Genomic DNA, 21,682 nt, shown 5'->3' on the forward strand with positions numbered 1-21,682 from the left:
CACCCCCAGCTTCAATATAAGGGATCCCCAATGGGAAGGAGTGAAATAGAAATCGCAAAAGCAATTGATATTTCCATGGAAATATTCAAACGCGACGGATATGAGCGCACGGGAATAGATAGTCTAGTTGAAGCGACTGGATTGAATAGATACGCAATCTACCAACAATTTGGCGGCAAAAGAGAACTATTTCTAGCAGCCTTGCATCGTGATCACGACCTCACCATCACTGAATTAACAGACCGCTTGGAAAATCGTAAGACGTCTGCAATGGCCACATTGAAAGAATACATGCTCGGCCCACTAGAAGACCTTGTCGGAGCATGTTGCAGCTCAGAAATGCCTGGATCACTAGTATGTCAGGCAACTTTTGAGCTGGCACCACACGATCCTGTTATTGCCCAAAGCGTGAAAGTTTTCATGGACAAAAAAGTCTCTGCTATGGAGAAAATTTTCCAGATAGCCCAAGACGATGGATCACTTCGTGAAGGGATCATGCCAAAGGATGCTGCGCTAATGGTTATAACTACCATGTATGGCTTAACCGCCCTTTCGCAATGCGCAGAAAGCAAACATTTATTAGAAGCTTCTATGAACTCAACCTTGGCAATATTGTCAGCAGAAAAGCTCTAATCAATTGCACCCAGAGTTTGCCCTAAACCTTGATTAATGAGTAACGAAATACTTTCAGCAACCTCTTCAGCATTCATATCAAGTTTACCTGAGGCATGCGCTTCTAAAACTGAGTTCACTGCCCCAGCAACAAAATGCGTAGACACCTCGATATCTAAAGCCGACAAGCCAGAATGCGGTACTTTTTCAGCCCGAATGAGAACCATCTTCATCCAGTAACTGCGCATCAATTCCAAGGCTTCATTACCAGCGCGCCCCGCAGCAGCACTAAGCAATATTCCATCATTTTCTTGTAACATCTCAATATAATAGAGCAGCAGAACTTTTACTCGCTGTCGCGGCAACAACTTCTGATCCACATCAATTGTCCTAAATTTTTCCAATAAAGTTTGCATCAACTCATCGACATATTCGATAGCGATCGCCTGCAAATCCTTATAATTGGAATAAAAAGTCGGTCGTGTGACATGTGCAGCTTTTGATATTTCTTCTATTGTTATTTTTTCTAAGCTCTTCGTCCGTAGTATTTTTGCTAAAGCCTTTTTTAATTTCTGACGACTTTTAACCCGACGACCATCCAATTTGATGATTTTAGAAACATTCTCTCTCACAATTTCCACCCCTACTATTCTCGCCTTTTCAATTCTAGATTTTTTCTAGAACGAATTTGACGACTTCTCATTATCTCTTTTTTCTCAACCGAACACTTACCTAGAATTTATTTACGCCAAGTATACAAACTTGTAGCTGCGTAATTCCACACCGCGCCAACGATAATGCCTGCTAAAGCCGACAACACCCAGTGCATTTCTTCTGCATACAGGAAATTCGCTATGCCAACATTTGCAGCCCCTCCCAGAGAACAAATGCCCATAAAACTCAACAAACCAGTGAACCAATGTATTCCCGTTCGGCGTTTGTCTCGATAGGTAAGCTTATTATTGAGCCAATAATTAAAGACCATCGAAATTGCCATCGCGGCAGCCTGTCCCCAAAAAAACGACTTCTCCACCACTTGATAAATCACAGTCAGAGTCAGGAAGTGCACGATTATTCCAAGCCCGCCCACAAAGGCAAAAGAAACAAAACGCACAGGTAGCAAAAAACCGACTTTTTTATCTATCAACAGCATCGTAAAATCCCATGCTGCCGAAGTATCCAGCTTGCTCTCGCCTTCTTCTCGAATGCGGAACGTGTATGGGATTTCTGCAACCTTAAGCGCTGGGCGCGCAGTCGTCAGAATATCTAGTAAAATTTTAAAGCCCAAGCCTGACAATCCATGCACGACACCAAGTAATGTTTGTCGGCCAACGAGGAAAAATCCACTCATCGGGTCGCTAAGTTTAACTCCGGTCATTTGCTGTGAGACCCACGTTGCAAAGCGACTAATTTTCTCACGGGTTCCATCCCATTCTCCCGTTGATCCCCCCTCCACATAACGAGTGCCGATAGCGATATCAGCTCCGTCTTTTACAGCTGTTAGCATTTGAGGAATTATTGTTTCATCATGCTGCAAATCACCGTCAATAACGGCAACATATTCAGCCGTTGACGACATCATGCCTTCAATCGCTGCAGACGAAAGTCCACGCCGACCAACACGGTGAATTAACCTGACACGGCGATCTGTTGAAGAGATGTCACTGACGGCGCTGGCGGTTCCATCCGGAGAGTCATCATCAACAAAAACAACTTCCCATTTTATACCGTTTAAAGCCGCATCAAGCGCCGCCACCATGCGATCCACATTACCAACCTCTTTGAAAACAGGAACCACAATCGTCAATTCAATGCATGGAGACAATCTATCAGTTTCACTAACAAGGCTATTTTCCATCGACATGACCAACTCCCACCTTGTCGCAACGTTCAAGCTTATAGGCTAATTCCCTCGTGCTACAAACCGCGAGCGACTTCTATCTCCCCCAGACTAAGCTTAAAGGCCCCCCAGCGGTTACAGCCCTAAGGACGCTGCGTTAAGTTTATCTTTTTTGTGCTGGCTTTGATTTAGGTGTTTTCAACCTCCATTTTCAATGCAAACCTTAAGAAAAAGCACAGAAAAAAGCATTGCATATTGAGGGGAAGAAACACTCATGATCAGATCACACGCGGCGCTCATATCCATTGGCTTATGCGCGCTCTTTTTAAGTCATTGCACAAGTCACGAAACGATTGCACCTCCTGAAACGGCCAAAGTATCGCATCTTTCAGAACCAATATCTCAGCCTATAGCCGCTTCTGACAAGGGACAATTTGTAAAAATTGCTGAGTTTGAATCACAATTCATACAACCGCGCGGTCTAACAATATGGCTCCCCCCCGGATATGATCCTACTAACCAAAAATATCCTGTGATTTATGCTCATGATGGCCAAAACCTTATGGAAACGGAAGGTTCATATCGGGGTGTTGAGTGGAATTTAGATGAAGTTTCAACGCGGCTAATAAAAGAAGAAAAAGCACGCCCCGCAATTATTGTCGGCATATGGAACACGGATAAACGTTGGTGGGAATACGCCCCTGAAAAAATCATCAACAACCTTCCTGAAGAAGCCTTTGCTGTTTCTGAGGATAATCCTGAAGGCGTTAAACCCGAATTATATAGCGATGCATACCTGAAATTCATCGTCGAAGAACTAAAGCCCTATATCGACTCCAACTACGCCACCGCCCCCGGGCGGGAAAATACGTCTATCATGGGCTCAAGCATGGGCGGTCTCATCTCTTTATATGCCCTTGCTGAATACCCAGAGGTGTTTAGCAAAGCCGCTTGCCTCTCCACGCATTGGGTTTTGGCTCGTCCTGAATCTCCCGCTGCAAACGCAGCCACACAAGCTATATTGGCTTACCTTGATAGTTCTAAAATCGGTGAATATCCCCAAACCATTTGGTTTGATCACGGCACTATCGAACTGGATCAATACTATGCCCGTCATTCAGTCGACATTGAAGCATGGTTTCGTGAAAATGGTTGGGATAAAAATGCCGCTCAATTCCGCGTTTACGAAGGAACTGGTCACAAAGAAGAATACTGGGCATCAAGAGCACACGAATATCTTGCATTCTTAATGGCACAATAATGACTCAAAACGACGGTGTACAACATGAGGTTCGCCCTTGTACTGCACACCGTCAATTATTGGCTCTGGATATGTTCGTCATTATATAACGTCCAACAAAACAGATATTCAATGGGTTATGCTGCCGTCGCCGGTTCGCGTGACACATTATTGCCCATGCCTCGCACGATCTTCACTTTATTTGTGATTTTTTGATGCCTGTTTATTTGCCCCAATTTACTAATCACACTTTTTGTCACATTTTGCCCAGCTGCTAACAGCAGCCGCCCATTACTGTCATGAAGGTCTTCTACAAGAACATCATCTTCCAATAAATAAACCGCTTCAACCTCTTTCAAAACCGTATTGGATGCTTTCGTCTGATCACTAAAAATGCCGCATATCAAAGCAAACAAAGACTGACTGACTGGCGCAAGTCCCTCGCTCAGTTTATCGAGATATTTCAACTCAACTGAACCGGTTCTCAAATCAGCATAAAAAGATGCGTTTATAAGCAACTGCAACAACAGTGCGGACTTTGGCCGTGCCTCTGGTTCAACAGCCTGACATGCACCATCACAACTCAACAGCAAAATACGCGAAATTTCACTCACCCGCGGAATGTTGTTAAGCAACTGAGAGATAGACAAATATGATGCCGCAAGTAATTTATGATCTTCAGCGTTCAAATCCTCGCCAGCATTTCGTTTTGCAATCAGATCATCTGGCAACAAGAGATAGCTGAGTGGCCAAAGCTTAGAAGCGACCTCCAATTCCCAAACATCATCAATGTCCAAAAGTTTTGCAGCTTTCACCGACCATTCATGGACGAGATTTGCACGTTGAAATGCTTTGGGATGCGTCATAGAAAGCATGTCGGTCAGCAAGTTAATGCTACCTGTCAATGTTTCCTCGAGGATTAATCGTTCATTTTTCAACATCAAATGATGTGCATGAGCCTGCTTGACCACTTCTAGGATTTCATCTGACGTACATGGCTTATTGAGAAATTTAAAAACAGCCCCATCATTAACAGCCGATACAGCTGTTTCTTGGTCATTATTCCCAGTAAACAGAACCCGAACGGTCAAAGGAAAATGCTTGGCGATCTTGGCCAAAAAGGTTGTGCCTTTAACTTGAGGCATATTCTGGTCTGAAACAACAACCGAAAACGGACCTTTTTTCTCCAAACACCTCACACCCTCCAATGCACTCTCCGCAACGGTGAGATCAAACTCTTTATGGAATTTCCTTTTTAACCCTTGCAAAAGAGCTGGGTCATCATCAACAAATAAAACACGTATTTTATCACTCATCACGCTACCGCCTTGTCAAACATAAGTGAGGCCAGCGCGTTGGCGCGATCACTCGGATCGACAAATCTATCCGATTGTTGTGTGTTCAAAGATGAAATCACTGCGCTCATATGTGCGGGAATACCCAATAAACATGCCGCATATCCAGAAACACTAATTGCATTCAAATGCAGAGACGCAGCATCCAAGCCCATATCAGTCCCAGCCACTAGAGAATCTCCGGCCCACGAAAGTAAACCTGTTGAATAAGCTGCCTCTGCTTCGGTTTCGCTTGTCCCTCGTTCAAGGGCCAGTTCATACAACATTTGCGCACACTTCACTGCGCAACTGGAAATGTCTTTGAGCGCTTCATTATTAGATTCGGTGGTTACTTGATCGACGAGACGGTTCGTCTCAAGTAAGGATCTAAGAACATCCGAGCCAATGGTTGTCACCGCCTCGTATATGCTCAACGTATTGGCCGGTTTTCCAAAATACGCTGAATTAGCTAATTGAAAAATTCGTAAGGCCAATGTGGGTTCTTTGGATACTATATTCGCAAATTCACTCAACCCTGCCTCACGAGACAATGCTTTCTTGGCTTGCGCAACAATGTCGGCCGCGCAAGGCAATGTTCTCAAAGCAGATGCCACTCTAGCCTGATCATTGGACGATAGCCGGCCTAAAAATGAAACAGGCAGATCTATTGCACGAACAAGTTCTATATTTTGACAAGGCTTCGACAGAAACTGATGGGAACTAAGAACAGTTCGATATGTAAGTTCCTTGTCTGCCTCGCCCGACAATACGATTCTGACATATCCCTTATTGTTTTCAGCGGCGAAATTTAAAACATCCGCACCATCTTTGACCGGCATACGCATATCGCTCACAATGGCATCTACATCATTCTCAGATAACCATTGGATGGCCTCGGGACCGCCTTCCATAAACACCATATCCCATCGGTTTCTCTCAGGGCGCAACATGCGTTTCAAGCCGCGTAAAACATTTGGCTCATCATCGACAAACAAAACTGTGGGATTGCTCATGATACACCTCCAAATTCACGCGGTAATGATATCGTAAATGTAGTGCCTGCGCCTTCGCTCGATACCACCTTTATATCGCCACCGTGCTTTTGCTTTATTATATTGTAAGAAATGGCTAGGCCTTGCCCAGTTCCTTTTCCCACATCTTTTGTTGTAAAAAACGGATCAAAAATACGACCAACAACGCTCTCATCCATGCCACATCCAGTATCTGAAATATCCAGATAAATGCTCGTATCATCAAATCTGGTTTGCAGCGTAATCGTGCCTTTATCCCCTGCCCCCAACTCATCAATGGCATCAGCCGCATTTACAATCATATTCAATAGAACTTGATTTACATCTCCTGGGTAACACACAACTTCAGGCAGATTAGGGTCAAAAAGGAATTCAACATCAGCGAGATATTTCCACTGATTTTTACAAAGCGTTGAAGAGGAAGAAGCAAGCTCATTTAGATTTATCGATTCAGCATCGCCTGAACCGGGATGAGAAAATTCTTTTACAGCTTTTACAATTCGAGCAACTTGATCAAGGCCATAGAGCGACTGCTCTAATGAGGCAGGCAATTCTGCTTCCAAAAACTCAAGATCAATTTCTTCTTTTTTTGCTTCCAGCTCCGCGTCCGAATACTTTGAATCTTGCAAACGCATCAATGCCATCAAATCCGTAAAGCTGTCTTGCAAGAAACGCAAATTGTCTCCAACATACTGAATAGGCGTGTTAATTTCATGCGCGACGCCACTAGCTAATGTTCCCAATGCTTCAAGTTTTTGCGCTTGTGCCAGCTCTTTTTCTAGCACTTCTCGTTTTGCATCATCTTGTTTACGTCTCGTGATATTGCGAACAATCCAAACATATTGCTTGGACCGTGGCGCATCTTGTTTAACTAATGTAACGCCAATCTCTATAGGAACTTGATCTCCATAAATCGTCATTCCGATTGTCTCGTAAATTCTTGCCTGACCTAGCTCTTTTTGAGCCTCTCGAACGACATGAGACACATCTAGGTCTGCATGGAAAAGATCAATAATTTTTAGGTCCAGTAGGGTTTCCTGACACAAATTGAACATCTCCATGCCAGCTTTATTCACCCGCAAAATCTGAAAATTTGCATTTGTCAGAAAAATTCCGCCCACTGTATTATCAAGAATAATATCAAGCTGCAGTCTTTGCTCTTCTAAATGGTGCGCAACTTTTTCGAGTGCTTGATTAGATGCGATGAGCGATTTGCTTTTATCCTTCAAAAGACACTCAGCACTTTTACGTGCAGCGATTTCCCGCTGAAGGCGCTTTTCTAACTGTTCATAAGATTTGCTGCCTGAAAGTGGCGCTGCATGTGTTGAAACGGCCCCCATGAAATCCTCCTAGATCTTGCTAACCTTCTCCCTCCAAAGGCTTGAAGTTGATCCATAATATTTCACAGATTTGATATTTAACTTATCCCCATATGGGGACAGATTTATTCGCTCAGCCATGCAAAATCAGATAAAATGCAGAATGGAGGCTGAATTTGACCACCCATAGTGAGATTTTGAATTTCCCCCAACGTCCGGATAAATCAACGAGTTATCGGATACTCATGGTTGATGATGAATTGCCTGTATTATTGACAATTAAACGTCGCTTACGCATGCATTTTGATATTGTGTCGGTTCTTAGCCCAACTGAGGCGCTGCAGCGCATAGCTACTGACAAGCCTTTTGATATTGTCATTTCAGATATGCGAATGCCAGAAATGTCTGGTATTGAATTTCTAAGCAGGGTTCGCAAAATCGACCCAAGCATTGCTCGTATCATGCTAACTGGAGACCTTGACCGCGAAACCCTTCTTCAGGCTGTCAATAAAGCTGAAGTATCCAAATTTCTTGAAAAACCCGTCTCTTCAGATCAATTATGTGAAGCGATAATGGAAACTGCTGCAGAAAGAGATGTAAGGAACACGATTAATTCAACATCGTCCCATCTGCTGGCAAATATTGAAGAAGAATTTCAAACACCTCTAAAACACATTATTGGTTTTGCGAACATCATTTCAACGTCTAATCTACCTGCAAAAGACATAAAAGAATATGCGGGATACATTATTGAAAATGGCAATGAAATTCTCGCTGCAAGTCAATCTCTTGCAATCCTTTCAAAAATTGAAAGCGGGGATTATTTGTCCCAAGTTAGTCAATTCGACTTACATGATATCATACTAGAAAACACCAATCCGCTAAGACGTAAGGCCAAAAGCCGAGACTTGAAATTCGATATTGATATGGAAGCCTCAAACACAGTTGTGAAAGCAGACATGCATATCTTTTCACTCTTGATATCAACTTTGATGTCTTACGCTATCAAACATGCCCAACCGTCCAGCAAGATTTCTATCAAAACTTGGCTTGTGAACGCTGATTCAATTGTCTTGGAAATTAATAATCACAGCTCAGCTGGGACGAAAAAGATGCCCCCCGTTTCGCAGACACCTCTTACCTTAGTAGACATATCAGCGAGCAAAAAACTGAATGGCTTGGAACTAGGGCTACGCCTTTTAAAAGCATCATCGCCTTATTTGAAAAAAGAACCACTTATCAAATATCAAGAAAACAGCGGTTTTTCAGTAAAATTACTGATACCCATTCAAATATCATATTCTCAAGCCCATAATGTCGGGAGCTAACGCGATGTTGGTAAAAGATTTCCTGTCGTAGCGCATATGCTTGCAACAAGTTCAGCTTGGCTTGAAGTACCTGTTTTTTGATACGCACGCTTGAGATAGGTTCTAGCACTAGAAAGTGCGACACCTGAAGCGGACGCGGCTTCTGCGAGAGGCAAACCATTTATCAATGCAAGCACAATGCGCGCTTCAGCGGTGGACAATTGGAAAACCACTTGAATCGCTTGTAGAGATACATGCGCATCCTTTTGGGATGGTGAAAGCAGGATCGACACAACCCTACGCCCGTTTGACATTATTTTGGGTTGAAGCACCATTCCAACGGGAAGTCGGTTTGCCGATACTTCCAACCTTAACCAAATAGGTCGATCACAATTTCCATTGAAAACAAGCTTTAAACTATCCTCAAATTGTTTTCGGTAGGTGCTATCATTAATCCTACAAACCTTGTCATTTCCAAAAGAAAATACATCTCCTTGCTGGAAAAGCGCATCTGCGGCCTGATTAGAATAAATCAATCGCGCGCTATCATCCAATATAAAAACAGGTGCGCACATATCTCCCATCGTTATTTCTTGCAGCTCATAAGATTGGGAGCCATCTTCTTCTATCAGCTTCAGGCAGGCTTCAATTTCAACAATAAGTTCATTGCAAGAAAATGGTTTGGAATGAAAGCGCGATATATTTAGCTGGTTAATTGCTGTCATCGCGGTGCTATAATCACCAGACCCCGTTAGCATAATAAAGCGTGTGTGTATGTTTGGATTCAACGCCTGCATCTTGGATACTAGATCCAAACCATCCATTCCCGGCATACAAAAATCTGTCACAACAATGTCCGCACCTCTGCTTCGAAATGCTTCCAATGCGTTTTCTGGTGTTTGATTTTTGTGAACAATCCAATCAGGTCGTGAACGTTTGACTTGCCGAACAAGACTGTCCAACAAGTTCCCATCATCATCTACAAATTGTATAACCGGAGAATGTACCATCTCAGATACATACAATAATAATGTAAAATATAGCCCTCACAAGAGCATAAAATTTCTACTCTACGTTTACTATAAAACAAATAGAAACCAACTACAGAACAATATGCTGAAAACAACTATCAGCCAAAACCAAATTCATTGAAAAATAAATGATGCGCGGTACAAGGTTCGAACTTGTGACCCCTACGATGTCAACGAGAGGGTCTATAATTTATAGCAATTTCTATGTAGATATATAAGCATACAAAACAACATATTATTGTACTCTTTATTTCTAAATGCATCTGCATATAGCTTGATATTCCCACTGAATGAGGGGATATTGAGGGGACAACACCTCTAGGTCTCTCTATATGAAAATAAAATTTACACTTTCAAACCTCAAGGCATTAAAGCCAAGTGAAAAGAGATATGTCTGCTGGGACAGCGAGTTAACTGGCTTTGGTGCTCGCGTTCAGCCAAGCGGAAAGGTCGTATTTTTTGTTCGCCAATCTCGTTTCACCGAAACAGGCACCACATTAGACATTACCATCGGAGCATTAGGGCAACCCTGGACGCCCAGCAATGCGCGTAGTCAGGCAACACTCCTCTTACTTCAATTAAAGCAAGGTATCGACCCCCGAAAGAAAACGAACGAAATCAACTACACTATAGCAAGCTATTTTGAAGTTTTCTGCGGCCAGACCAACGGTCGAAAAAAACCACGAACTATTAAGCTCGAAGAATCTCTATTCAAGCGTCACATCTCTCCTCATCTTGGAAAAGTGAAACTGAAAGAACTAAATACGACCCATATCAGTAATTTTATGAGCAAAGTTGCCAATCCAGATAAAATCATTGTCGAGAAAACGAAACCGCGTGGCAAAGCCGTAGTATCGGGCGGAAAACCAACAGCGAACAGAGCTCATGACATTTTATCCGCAATGCTTAACCATGCTGTGAAAGCAGGTTTACTTGACAAAAATCCTGCTAAGAACGTTGCTAAATTTCGGACTGAAAAAAAGGAACGTTTTTTGACTGAAGTGGAAATTCAACGACTAGGACAGGAGTTAAGACAGGCCGGAAGCGACGGGACTAACACATACGCAATTGAGGCATTAAAAGTTCTTATGTTCACAGGCGCTAGAAAAAGTGAAATTCTTAGCCTCCGATGGGAATACATAGACTGGCAAAGAAGCCTAGCAAACCTCCCAGACTCAAAGAATGATATGAAGAGTATAGTTTTACCTTCTGTGGTGATCTCAATTTTGAACAACCTACCCAACAAAGGGACTAACGGATGGGTCTTTCCTTCAAATGATGGAAATACTCATTTCACGGGGTTGCAGAAAATTTGGAACAGAATTCGAACCAACGCCAATCTAAGAGATGTCAGAATTCACGATCTACGACACACCTTCGCAAGTGTGGGTGCCGCTGAAGGAAAAAGCTTATATATACTGGGAAAAGCACTCACTCACGCTAACCCTGCTACAACTCAAAGATATGCTCACTTAGCTGACGACCCTTTGCGACATGCAGTCGAGGCGATTAGCAATAAAATCGACGATAGTTTAAATTGATATGAAAAAAATTCTAAATAAATTAAAGTTCACTAAAAGTACTTGATTAGTTAATCAACTAACCAGACTACAGCTATTCAACCATTAGTTTCATATAAAAGATCGAGGGGACCCATAATGATTGATAAGAACAAACAAGATGGAGTCATTAACTTTGATCCTAAACTTATTATTTCTACATTAGGAATCTTATGTTTCCAATTACATAATCATGCAATGAAACATTATGAATTAAGGGCAAAAAAACCAACTGCCACTGTAATCCGCGAAAAGCGTATTATGACTCACGACGCAATTATAGACATAATAAATTTTTTGCATACCGTTGAAGGCACCTCAAATGGTCATTTGCATAGGTCGTTAATTCCAATACTCGATGCACTTACCGAACTTATTGAGACAGGTAATGCCGCAGATTTATTGGTCGGCGAAGTCTACAATAGACCCCCAGATAGATTAACTAAAATACAGCTAAAAGTATATTGTGTCATAGTATACAATGTACTGAAAAAAGCCGGCATTCCGTCTAAGAATGCAGCCAGTCAAATCGAAAGGATCGTCAACAAAGAAAATGTAGCCATCAAGCTAAACACTAAACGTACGCTAGATAAGTGGCAAACAAATTGTACACACGATCCAAAATGGAAAGAGATGCATTCTAGTTTCCTTAAAAAATTTGAACAACTTGGATACGACACAACCCCGGAAGCTGCAAAAAAACTTCTATCAGCCTATCTCCATAACTACAGATAACCAACGCTGCAATTAAGTACGACTGTTTTTTGCACTCTTAAAGAGGGAGACTCCTTTTATCGCTCGAGAAGGTTCTCGAACGGAGTGACTGAAAGGAGTCTCCATGACCAAACTGATAAACACCGAAGAACTATCTAAAATTACAGGTATTGCGCCAATAACCTGGGCAAAACGCCGAATGCGCGGTGAACCCCACACCCCTCCTTACCTAAAAATTGGTCGAAGCGTGAAATACCGCTGGGACGATGTTGAAAAGTGGTTAGCTAGCAAATCTTGCTCCAGCACTTCACAGGAGGTTTAGATGAAATATTTTTCTCCGCCTATAGACGCTCTGACGGTTGAAATTGACGAATACGTCAACCTTCCTAATTTGGAGAACGAAGAATGGATTGATAAACCAGCTTGCCAGGACCTTATCAGCTTCCGAAATCAGTCTTTGGCAGAAGTTCATCAGAAACTTCTTAGATCCGGTAATAAAGGATACTTCCCGAGCAATTCGGAGACTTTTAAATGGCGCTCGAAGATCCTCACGCTCATTGCATTGGGAGTTAACATTGAAGAACAGTTTGTTATTTCTCCACACCCACCATATCAAACTGGCATTCTTTATACATTGCAATTCTCTCCAATAGAATGAGAGAGCATCAATGGATAAGCGCAAACGCAAAACAAACGCCAAGGGCAGCAACGATACCTAACAGTACCTCCCGATACCTTATTCAACGGTAAGACACCTACTCGCGCCTGGCAACAATGGAGTGCACCCAAAGTAGAGTAATACAGAAATCGGTACTTTTACGGTTCTCGAACTTCGAATATGATCCTGTAGGATACTGAGAAATAAATTTGCTGACCAACATGCTACCCGTCAGGTCATTTCAGATGCGCTTTACGGAGCCGTGTGAATACTGCCTATATACTCCATACTTGGCTCCTGTAAGAGCCTTGTATGGGTTACCAACAAAGTTATTCCAAACAATTCTAAAGCAAGCGAAGCATCCCCTTTGGGGATAACTTCAAACTACAAAGTCAAACTTGTAGAGTTCATTTTAAGCCATCTTCGGATATCTCTATGATCAGGTATACTTTGGACAACTAATTTCCAAAAACTTGGTGAATGATTGTGTTGATGAGACAGGAAATGGCCCAATGCAGCCCCATTACCAAAATAGCAATGGGTCCCTTTTTGGCGAAAGATTGCCTGTTCATCAGAGTATTTGTGGCCCCAAGCGGACTGTAGATCATCAACTGATATCATTTTAACTGAAACTAGACTTAAAAATTGCAAATATAAGAAGGTCCGGCGCGTCAGGAACGGACGTAAAGGCGGAAGTCAGGTCCGCCAGCAACTTTTCAGTCTATTCGCTTTTTTGACGCTAACTTCAGGGCAACCACCCACCGATAGCTGCTGCTGCCAGAGCCGCTACGATCATACCGAAAACGTTTACAACCCAAGAAATGAACGAACGTCCGAAAGCTAAATTGGGCTTGTCCGCGATCCAGATGCTTGCGAAACGCATAATGTGTCGGTCAAAAGCTGCTAAAGCCAGCGCGATAGACATGACGATGACGACCAAGAATGCCCTTTGGGACCAATCTGGAAGCGCCGGCAAAACAACCAATGTCGCACTGTGGAGCAGTTGGTTTGTGCCGAGACCAAGCCGCTTAATATAAGTGGCATAATTCCGCTCAAATTTTTTGAGATGTTGAGCGAGCATCTCCTTCTTGCCCCTTGCCCATGCTTCGTTGGTGCTTTGGGCGAATGCGAAATTCATTTGAGGCCCGAACTCGACTTGCACGACACGATTGATACCATCACGTTCCGGATCTGCACCGCGAATCTTGACTATTCGTGCCCGCTGTTCCGCTAGTTCCAAACCCTTGAAACGCTCCAGGTAGCAACTGACTTCTGTCTCGCCGGTAACTGTCACGACGACTGGATTGTTAAAGTCTTTTTGAATCAGTTCGGCTACGGCGACGATATCGTCGCGCGTGATTTCTATGGGCCCCCAATCCTTTCGAGCAGTAAAAAGCTGATCCGGGGAACCGTCCGGTTGGGTGGAGTGGCCATGAGGAACTAGCCAAAAAGTGCCAGCGCTTCCAAAGACTGTGCTCCAGGTTCCATCCACGCCACCTTGGGCTGTAAGAATCCCTTTCGCATGCATTGATCCAGCCTCGATTCCCTCGGGAAGCTTAACCGGCTCACCTGAGAGGTGGACCTCGGAACCGTTGAAAGTTCCGGATACTTTGTAGATTGAAACACCGCACTGTTCGTCATTTATATTTAGGTGGCCAACAACTGATTGGTCGGACCGATCTTCGATCGAAAGGTAAACGCCGCCATTATTTGTCCCATAGATTTTTCCGGTCCAGTCTCTGGCAAGAGGCATCTTCGATCCTTTGTCACTAGCGCCGTGTTACATAAGAACAAAAAATGATCAGGCAAGTATTCTGCAAGATTTCTCTGCAACGTCCGACATTGCATCAACCACGCCTTCGTCTTGTCCGCTTTTCGGATGAAACAGCAGCATTGAAGATCACAACCTACACAGGGTTGAGTTTGTGTCCAGCCTCAGCTTTTATATTAATGTCCGTTTCTGGCGAAAGATTGCCTGTTCATGAGGGTATATGTAGTGAGAAACAGACCAATGCTCAAACTTTCTCTTTAAGAAACCGATACAACGTAGCCACCCCTACCCCAGCAGCTTTGGCAGCTTTCTCCTTAGACAACCCTGCCTCCAAGTACTTTACTGCTTCCTTGCACTTACTTACCGTCTCCGGTGATGCTTGCTTGCCTTTGTATTTGCCTTCAGCTTTTGCGCGTTCAATCCCGATACGTTGTTTATCAAGTATCTCTTCTCGCTGCATTTCAGCAACCGCCGCCAAAGTAGTTAGAACCAACTTTCCCGTTGAACTCGTCACATCCAAATTGCCAAGATCATCCACAATGACTTTGACACCTTTTTCGCGCATGTCTCTGATGAAGGATAAAACTTCTTCTGTGTTACGTCCCAATCGACTTACCGAAAGGACGACAACAACATCGCCTTTCACCAGAAGGTTTTTCAACTCATTGAAAACAGGTCTGTCCAAAGAACGACCACTCTCCTGCTCTTTCAGAACTTTTGCATCTGAATGACTTCTCAATAGATGTTCTGCTTGCTGATCCACATTTTGATGTTGAGTAGATGTTCGAGCATAAATGTACTTCACGGTGATATCCTATCATAAAACTAGTCTTATGATAAACCTATCATATAAATGTTATTGGATATATATGATAGACAATTACAAATCAGCCATAGAACTATAGTCTTATGATAGGCGTTGGACCGCAAAATCGCTTCACGGTCCTTTGGTGCCTATTTAGGTTCTCCAACCAGAAAGCTCTGGATACGCTCAAAGTTCACATGAGTTGCCTTTAAGACTAATTCCGCAACATCCCTTTCAGGTCCGGGTTGAGCACTTTGATAGCATTTCACAGCAATATCATGGGCAGCATGATAGATATGTGTTGCTTCCTCGAGGGGTCTGCCCTCTCGAACCGATAGAATTCCTGCCAATACAACTACATAATTTTCTAGAACGGCGATGCGTGCCGCCAATGCGTCCTTGCTATTCATTGAATAACTCCCAGCGTTAGTATGAAACGCTAGGCAAGATCACTTTGCGCATTGTGCCATGCCAATTCCCTCTTTTCGGGAACCACTATTAGAAGTACAATGCATACGAGAGGTATCGTCCCCGCCCCAAACACAGACACTTCTCGAGAGTCACGCTTTCGGGCGTGGTCTTTTAATTCAGAAAAAATGAAGCGATCCGGAGATTGAGGTATGTCAAACGATATTTTTGTGTGCTTCGAATGCGGCCAACGGAACCGGGTAGGTTCGGGTTCTAATCGATCTATGGCCAAATGTGGCAAGTGCAGTGGATTGCTATTTCCCGAGGAAGCAAACAGCGCGCCTTCCAAGAAAAAAGGTCAATCGGCAGCTCCTAATGGGGATACAATTAGGTCTCCGGATAACGCATCAGATAGGCGGACGAATGGCGTTGTTCTCTCATTGATTCCACTGATACTTATTGTAGGCGGAATTGGTTGGGCAGTTTTTTCAGACACGGATAGCAAGAAGACTTCTAGCAATGTCGAGCGCACGCAGGATAATCTAGCCACATCGCGTCAGGTGACACCGGCTCAGGCAGCTACAGAACATCAGCAAGACATTTTCAAACCGCTGCCGGCTGACCTGCCACCCCCGGTAAAACAAGCGGTCGGTGTGATGTGGAACAGAACGGGACGAGAAGCAATCGCGCCGCTCGAGCTGGTGACGAGCAGAGGTGCAGACTATTACATCAAACTGGCCGACACAGTGACCGATCGAGACGCCATGGCAATCTTTGTGAGAGGAGGTCAACTGATTGAGGTCGAGGTTCCACTTGGTTCATATCACCTCAAATATGCATCAGGCGCGGTTTGGCGCGGTGAAGAGGCTCTGTTCGGGCCCGATGAACTGACAACTTATAGCGTTGCTGGCAAAAGCATGGACTTTAAGATGACAGGTGATTACGTCAGCGGTTACACAATCGAGTTGATCCTTCAACGCGACGGAAACCTAGCGACGCGGCGGTTAGCAGCCGAGGATTTTTAGAAATAGTTCACGACTTGAGCGCCTCATAGGCGAGATTTATTTTAACCAGGATCGTCTGGGCGCGTTCAATCTCATCTTCTGGAAGGCCTTGACCACGCAGTAGATCCGGATGGTAGCGACGCACGAGTGTACGGTATGTCGTGACGATCAATTCTTGATCTGCGTGCTCATCTAATCCAAGTACCTCAAGGTGGCGGGCGCGCCAGCTTGCAGACGAGCGGCTGCTGCTACCAGCACTTGTGCGCCTGTTATTTTGGCCTTCTGACGCTTCGAAGTCTGCAGTTGAAAAGCCCATCGTAGCTAGGATTCGCGAGAACGCCAGTTTGGAGATTTTTAGTTTTGCAGAGGCGCGTCTAATCAGAAGATATTCTCGACGATCGAAGAACTCGTCCGCTAGTGCGACAGTGAGCATACCTACAAGGAAGACTTCCTTTAGTTCCTCAGCATCCTCAAACTCACGGGCGAATGATGAAAGAACTTCTTCCACAGACGGCGAGGTCTCAATAGTAACGTTAAAGAGCCGACCAGCGTCAGGAAGCTTGTCAGAATCCAGGTCGAAGAATTTCTTCAACTGAATGAGTTCTTCTGAAGTCGCTTTCCCGTCGGCCTTGGCGAGCAATGCGCCGAAACGGATGACAGTAGTATAAAACAACTGTTGTCGATTGACGGGCTTTTCGGGAATAAAGGTGTTTGGCCATGACATGCCATAAACTTTTTTAATCATGTAAAGAAGACAATCTTTATTTCGCGTTAGGCTGACAACATAATCGCTACCGAAAAAAAAACCTTTTATCCTCTCATTAAAACTGTGCAGCTCGCGTTTGATAATCAATTCGAATGGAGCAAGTTCCAGAGTGACATCGCCTTTCGAGATTGAACCCAATAATTTTCGATCACGGTAAACCGATCCGCCCTTGTGAAATTTAAACCGACCGTACTCGAAGAACCCATTTTGCTCGAGTTGATGTTCATAAAAGGCAATACGAATGCCGAAGGTTATCTGAGCTATGACTGAATAAGCATGCTGGAGAGCATGCATACCGCTCTCTTTCATTTTGCCGTTCCAACTTTTTTCCGGTGAGATCCTCGCTTCCCCATTGTAGGTGTGTACATACAAATAGGCATCGAATGACTTACCCGTCGGTACAAAGTTTACGCTATGTTGCGTGACTGTAGCGCTGAATTCAACACATGAAACATTGTTATAGAGGTAATCTCTGGCGCGCCAGGTGAAGCATTCGTCCTTTAACACTAGATGTTTAATGCCGTCTATCTGCATGATACCCCCCTCGTTTTGGCTTCATTCACTAGGCCGATCTTATTTCAATCAACATAGTTAGACTAAAGCAAGTTCATGAAGCAGATTTTATACAGACGTGCCCGCTTGGCCTGCACTAGGCTTCATAAGCAGCAGTCGTTCGAAGATGAAAGGCGGTTCGTTCGCAACATCATTCAATAATGCGATAACTGCTAAAGTTTCTGCTTAAGGCCATTTCCCGCCTTCAAACTTCCTATCTGCATCTCACCGATACCAAGCGCCCCTGAAGGTAGTGACATCTCCACAATGCCTTGACGCCTTGTGTCGGCACAAACCCTACCCTTCAAAGGTCTGAAGCATACCTTCTCCTGATACACTTGTGGCAACCCAACTTTTACTACCTTTTTGACCGAGAATTTAATATCTGCACTTCCAAGCACAAATCTCAATAATACTGCACCATAAAACCATAATGTTCTTGTGAGGGCAAAATTACCGCGATCTGGAACCGCTCAACGGTTCTGGCGTTTTACCTTGTTTTCCAATTATACTTTTATTGTCACTTGCTCTACTTGGATGGCCTCATCATCCATAGCAACTGGCTCTCCGAGTATATTGAACTCGACACATCTCTCTGGTGCATAATTTATATAGAATCCAACGGTGCGCCCAAAGGTTGGAACACCTTCAGGCAGGACCTTTAAAACCTGCACTACGAAAGTAATGGGAGAACTCTGCTCAACTAAAGAAATAGTCTTAAATTTAGAGGCTCCGACTAAACCGGCTATCGTAATCTGTTGCGGTCGGTTATATTCAGTCTTTACAATGGCATGCGGTTTGAAGTGTTCCACATATTCCTGCCAATCCGTTTGCGTTTTTAAACGTATGCTCTCACGGATCGCATCCTGCACCTCTGTTTCAGAAATACTAAAAGCGGTTGCAATTTCACTTTTCAAAGCTATCGCCAGACTGAGGTCATTCTGCAAAAGCGCATCTAGCCTCCTCAGACCTTTGGCGATATTTGAATACCCCATCGCTTTCACAGTGGAGACTTTAGATAAGCCGGTCTCCTGCATGTGAAGAGTGATGAATTGTGAAAAATATGCATGTGTGTTCATGAGACGCTCGCTTTAGCAATTTAGGGAACATCCCAAGGCTTGCAATCTGAGATCAAATGCCTGTCGTATATGTTTTCATTAGAATACAAAAAATATCGTTTAATAAATCGAAACGGAACTTACCAAACGATCAAGATTAAAATTTCAACCAAGCATGCCAAGTGTAAGTATAGTAAAAAACAACCCTAACAATCCGCCAAGCATGGTTCCATGAGGTCTTTTCTTGCCACATCGAGGACAAAAGTTTGCATCTGATGAAATCTTAACTCGACACGTGCCGCATGGCTTCATGTATGACATAAATATTCCCCTCAATATGATTTTTAATCATACTATAAGTTGTTTTTTTCTGTCAATGCCGCTCTACCTTTCACTCTGAACTATACTGTTAAAGAGCATACTCTCGAAATATAAATTAAGTTCATTTGTCGCCAAGGATGACAAAAGGTGAAGAGCTACGGAAATGATACAACGCTAAATGGGAAGTTTAGTAACTTGAGGCCCAAGTTTCTTCCAAAAATTTGCTCAAACTTCGTCATAGTTATCTTTTGTTTAAAATAGAGTGACCTTTATTTGTTAGAGCTTTCCCACCCATACAGAAAATAAGCATTGACCCACCCCCTTTTCACTAAATCAAGATCGCTTATTTCACACCAAGTTTTTTGTATGATTGTTTCATTTTCTAAACTGGTCAGAACCTCATTTAGTGCGGTATCCCCGGTACAACGGAAAATTCGTAAATGTTTGTGGTCTGGCTCCAATTGAAATAATATTCTTGCAGTTGAATCTGGTGCAGATCTTACGTTTAACATGTCGCCTGCCCGCACCTTCCCTACCGAGGTGCAACATTTACCGGTAATTTGAGAGTTATTGTTTAAATCTGAAGAATTTACTTTTCTTTGAACGACTGCAGAAAAACATTTTTCGTGAGGTTTATATGGTTGGTATTCTTCCGGTAGACTCTCCAATCGAGAGTAACAGAACTTCATAATCTTAGTGAGTTGTTTTAAACGCAGATCAGATTCGTTTGCAGTAAAATTCAAATCTTTTAGCTGTTTAACTAATTCCCAAGTAGAAGGCTGTAGCGAGGAGTACCCGTGTTTAAACATCTTTTCTTTGACATCGGGAAAAGCCCAATCAGGATGTTCTTTATTGAGATACAGTACATCTTCCATCCACTGCATCTTAAAACGAACTACACTACTATTATGAAGTTTTGTGACAGACCCTCCCCTACTCATCATAGTAAGATAGTCATGCGTAAATGTTGGGTCTTTAACAGCAGCAATTTCATCAAGTGATAAATTTGCTATGCGATTTTCAGAACAAAGTATTTTTACATCAATTGGGTCTAACTCATCTTTGTTCGATGCTAGGCAAAAACTCTCCCACGGTGCTTCGTAATAGTGAAGGAACTTCGCATGCATCCAACCACCATTTCCCTTGGTCGGATAAATATAGCAATAAAAATTTTCAACTTTTTTTAAATTGTTGCTATTCAAAACGGAGACAGCTTCTAGACCGATGAGTATCTGATTATCTAATGCACATTCTTTAACAATCATGTTCTGATCATAGACGCTAATGTTACCGGATACATTCCCGAATGAATTGAGTTCATCAATCAAATTTAGCTTATTAGTCCCCTCTTTAATTACTGTTTTGTCCACTTTAACACAACATGTAGAGGTTTCAGCTTCGTGCTGATCAGAAGGGTAACTATGGGACGGAAAATTAATAAACAAAAACAATATAGAAAAAAAGAATAAACGCACATCTGCTCCTTTTATGACAAAGCTTTACTTATTGAAAATCATAACAACGCGTGGAATTCAAAATCTTAGAATAGTTAACCCTCAACCAAAAGATGAACTTTCACAACTCCCAACATTCAAAATAATTTGTATTGAGCCGCATGCATTCATAAAATACCGCAGACCAACTTTCGTTAATTTACCAGATTTCACGTCAAAATTTTGCCACCCACCTACCTATTCTAAATCTGATTTAAAAAACGGTCTCCTTGATTTAGGGTCCACAGGCCCCTCTATGACGAAGTAAGGACTTTCATAGGCGACTGCCAATAACCTCATACAGGGTCTTCTGAGGCTTGTTCTGGCGTCTTATGAGAACCGATACGGAGACACCATCAGTCGGACACTGTTGAGGCCCTTGTGAGTAGGTAATCTTTCCGGGTCATTATCCATCCCCCTCTGGATCATAATATGACTTCTATAGAGGACCCCCACAAAAGGTTAATCAAATATTAACATCAACCCAAAGATGTGATATGAAGTCCCATCATTCTTATAGGGGACGTAATAGTTATGATTACTACAATTGATATCGCACTTTATATTGGGTTCTTCATGGTTGCATTTGGTCTTTCTGCAATGATCTTTAACGGTCATCAAAATGCAAATGATTAGAGTCTGATGTAATCTAATGACAGGGTATGAAAAATCAGAAGATTATGGATCTAAACCACCTAGTAAAACATGGGTGATGGTCTCAATGATTGTTATGCTTCTAATGGGATTTGGAATCTTTGCTTTGATAGCAAATTGATGGAATTCATATGTGGAAGTATCTGATATAGATCCATATGAATTTAAGATATCTATTGGAAGAACCAGATAACATTTAGATCGA

20 protein-coding genes are annotated in these 21,682 nt (G+C 43.0%); 8 read left to right on the forward strand and 12 right to left on the reverse strand.

Features of this window, described 5'->3' with window-relative positions:
* Positions 1–30 precede the first annotated feature (30 nt).
* Positions 31–633 carry a TetR/AcrR family transcriptional regulator gene (locus HBAL_RS14450; protein ID WP_015828693.1) on the forward strand — a complete coding sequence of 201 codons (603 nt, stop codon included), beginning with the start codon at positions 31–33 and terminating at the stop codon, positions 631–633.
* Here HBAL_RS14450 and HBAL_RS14455 read toward each other — a convergent pair.
* Both HBAL_RS14455 and HBAL_RS14460 read right to left on the reverse strand, forming a co-directional pair.
* Positions 630–1,244 (reverse strand): TetR/AcrR family transcriptional regulator, encoded by a 615-nt coding sequence (locus HBAL_RS14455; RefSeq protein ID WP_015828694.1) that lies wholly within the window; start codon positions 1,242–1,244, stop codon positions 630–632. The genes HBAL_RS14450 and HBAL_RS14455 overlap by 4 nt on opposite strands.
* A gap of 107 nt (positions 1,245–1,351) precedes the next feature.
* Positions 1,352–2,476: a glycosyltransferase gene (locus HBAL_RS14460; RefSeq protein ID WP_015828695.1), complete on the reverse strand. Its 1,125-nt coding sequence runs from the start codon at positions 2,474–2,476 to the stop codon at positions 1,352–1,354.
* A gap of 250 nt (positions 2,477–2,726) precedes the next feature.
* Between HBAL_RS14460 and HBAL_RS14465 the strand changes: the two genes are divergently transcribed.
* A complete protein-coding gene (locus tag HBAL_RS14465) occupies positions 2,727–3,713 on the forward strand; it encodes an alpha/beta hydrolase (RefSeq protein WP_015828696.1) in 987 nt (328 codons plus the stop codon).
* A gap of 116 nt (positions 3,714–3,829) precedes the next feature.
* Here the strand turns inward: HBAL_RS14465 and HBAL_RS14470 are convergent, their stop codons facing one another.
* From HBAL_RS14470 to HBAL_RS16460, 3 genes are read right to left on the reverse strand one after another with little or no spacing between them, the layout of a single operon-like run.
* Entirely contained in the window at positions 3,830–5,008 is a 1,179-nt protein-coding gene (locus tag HBAL_RS14470; RefSeq protein ID WP_015828697.1) for a response regulator, read from the reverse strand.
* Positions 5,008–6,039: an HDOD domain-containing protein gene (locus HBAL_RS14475; protein ID WP_015828698.1), complete on the reverse strand. Its 1,032-nt coding sequence runs from the start codon at positions 6,037–6,039 to the stop codon at positions 5,008–5,010. The genes HBAL_RS14470 and HBAL_RS14475 overlap by 1 nt, the downstream gene beginning before the upstream one ends.
* Entirely contained in the window at positions 6,036–7,397 is a 1,362-nt protein-coding gene (locus HBAL_RS16460) for a sensor histidine kinase (protein WP_049763161.1), read from the reverse strand. Before HBAL_RS16460 ends, HBAL_RS14475 begins: the two co-directional genes overlap by 4 nt.
* Before the next feature lie 155 nt (positions 7,398–7,552).
* Here HBAL_RS16460 and HBAL_RS16465 point away from each other — a divergent pair, with 155 nt between their 5' ends.
* Positions 7,553–8,704 carry a response regulator gene (locus tag HBAL_RS16465; protein ID WP_015828699.1) on the forward strand — a complete coding sequence of 384 codons (1,152 nt, stop codon included), beginning with the start codon at positions 7,553–7,555 and terminating at the stop codon, positions 8,702–8,704.
* On the opposite strand, the gene HBAL_RS14490 is transcribed toward HBAL_RS16465, so the two are convergent.
* Positions 8,701–9,693 carry a DNA-binding response regulator gene (locus HBAL_RS14490; RefSeq protein WP_015828700.1) on the reverse strand — a complete coding sequence of 331 codons (993 nt, stop codon included), beginning with the start codon at positions 9,691–9,693 and terminating at the stop codon, positions 8,701–8,703. The two genes, HBAL_RS16465 and HBAL_RS14490, sit on opposite strands and share 4 nt — an antisense overlap.
* A gap of 353 nt (positions 9,694–10,046) precedes the next feature.
* On the opposite strand from HBAL_RS14490, the gene HBAL_RS14495 reads away from it, so the two are divergent.
* From HBAL_RS14495 to HBAL_RS14510, 4 genes are all read left to right on the forward strand, one after another.
* Positions 10,047–11,255, forward strand: a complete 1,209-nt coding sequence (locus HBAL_RS14495; protein ID WP_015828701.1) for a site-specific integrase — start codon at positions 10,047–10,049, stop codon at positions 11,253–11,255.
* Positions 11,256–11,372: 117 nt separating this feature from the next.
* Positions 11,373–12,008 carry a hypothetical protein gene (locus HBAL_RS14500; protein WP_015828702.1) on the forward strand — a complete coding sequence of 212 codons (636 nt, stop codon included), beginning with the start codon at positions 11,373–11,375 and terminating at the stop codon, positions 12,006–12,008.
* A 103-nt stretch (positions 12,009–12,111) separates the two neighbouring features.
* Entirely contained in the window at positions 12,112–12,309 is a 198-nt protein-coding gene (locus HBAL_RS14505) for a helix-turn-helix transcriptional regulator (RefSeq protein WP_015828703.1), read from the forward strand.
* Complete coding sequence (locus HBAL_RS14510) at positions 12,310–12,645, forward strand: hypothetical protein (protein WP_015828704.1); 336 nt, start codon at positions 12,310–12,312, stop codon at positions 12,643–12,645.
* 745 nt (positions 12,646–13,390) lie between these two features.
* Here the strand turns inward: HBAL_RS14510 and HBAL_RS14515 are convergent.
* The 3 genes from HBAL_RS14515 to HBAL_RS14525 form a co-directional block, all read right to left on the reverse strand.
* A complete protein-coding gene (locus tag HBAL_RS14515) occupies positions 13,391–14,398 on the reverse strand; it encodes a hypothetical protein (RefSeq protein WP_015828705.1) in 1,008 nt (335 codons plus the stop codon).
* A 262-nt stretch (positions 14,399–14,660) separates the two neighbouring features.
* Entirely contained in the window at positions 14,661–15,221 is a 561-nt protein-coding gene (locus HBAL_RS14520) for a recombinase family protein (protein ID WP_015828706.1), read from the reverse strand.
* 149 nt (positions 15,222–15,370) lie between these two features.
* Positions 15,371–15,631, reverse strand: coding sequence for a hypothetical protein (locus HBAL_RS14525; protein WP_015828707.1), 261 nt, complete (start codon positions 15,629–15,631; stop codon positions 15,371–15,373).
* 210 nt (positions 15,632–15,841) lie between these two features.
* Between HBAL_RS14525 and HBAL_RS16470 the strand changes: the two genes are divergently transcribed.
* On the forward strand, positions 15,842–16,654 hold the full coding sequence (locus HBAL_RS16470; RefSeq protein ID WP_015828708.1) for a hypothetical protein: 813 nt from the start codon (positions 15,842–15,844) through the stop codon (positions 16,652–16,654).
* 7 nt (positions 16,655–16,661) lie between these two features.
* Here the strand turns inward: HBAL_RS16470 and HBAL_RS14535 are convergent, their stop codons facing one another.
* The 3 genes from HBAL_RS14535 to HBAL_RS14550 form a co-directional block, all read right to left on the reverse strand.
* Complete coding sequence (locus HBAL_RS14535) at positions 16,662–17,933, reverse strand: TerB family tellurite resistance protein (protein ID WP_015828709.1); 1,272 nt, start codon at positions 17,931–17,933, stop codon at positions 16,662–16,664.
* Positions 17,934–18,457: 524 nt separating this feature from the next.
* A complete protein-coding gene (locus HBAL_RS14545; protein WP_015828710.1) occupies positions 18,458–19,030 on the reverse strand; it encodes a hypothetical protein in 573 nt (190 codons plus the stop codon).
* Between the two features lie 569 nt (positions 19,031–19,599).
* Positions 19,600–20,700: an SH3 domain-containing protein gene (locus HBAL_RS14550; RefSeq protein WP_041301677.1), complete on the reverse strand. Its 1,101-nt coding sequence runs from the start codon at positions 20,698–20,700 to the stop codon at positions 19,600–19,602.
* Positions 20,701–21,682 lie beyond the last annotated feature (982 nt).

This window comes from Hirschia baltica ATCC 49814, from assembly GCF_000023785.1.
Lineage (GTDB): Bacteria > Pseudomonadota > Alphaproteobacteria > Caulobacterales > Hyphomonadaceae > Hirschia > Hirschia baltica.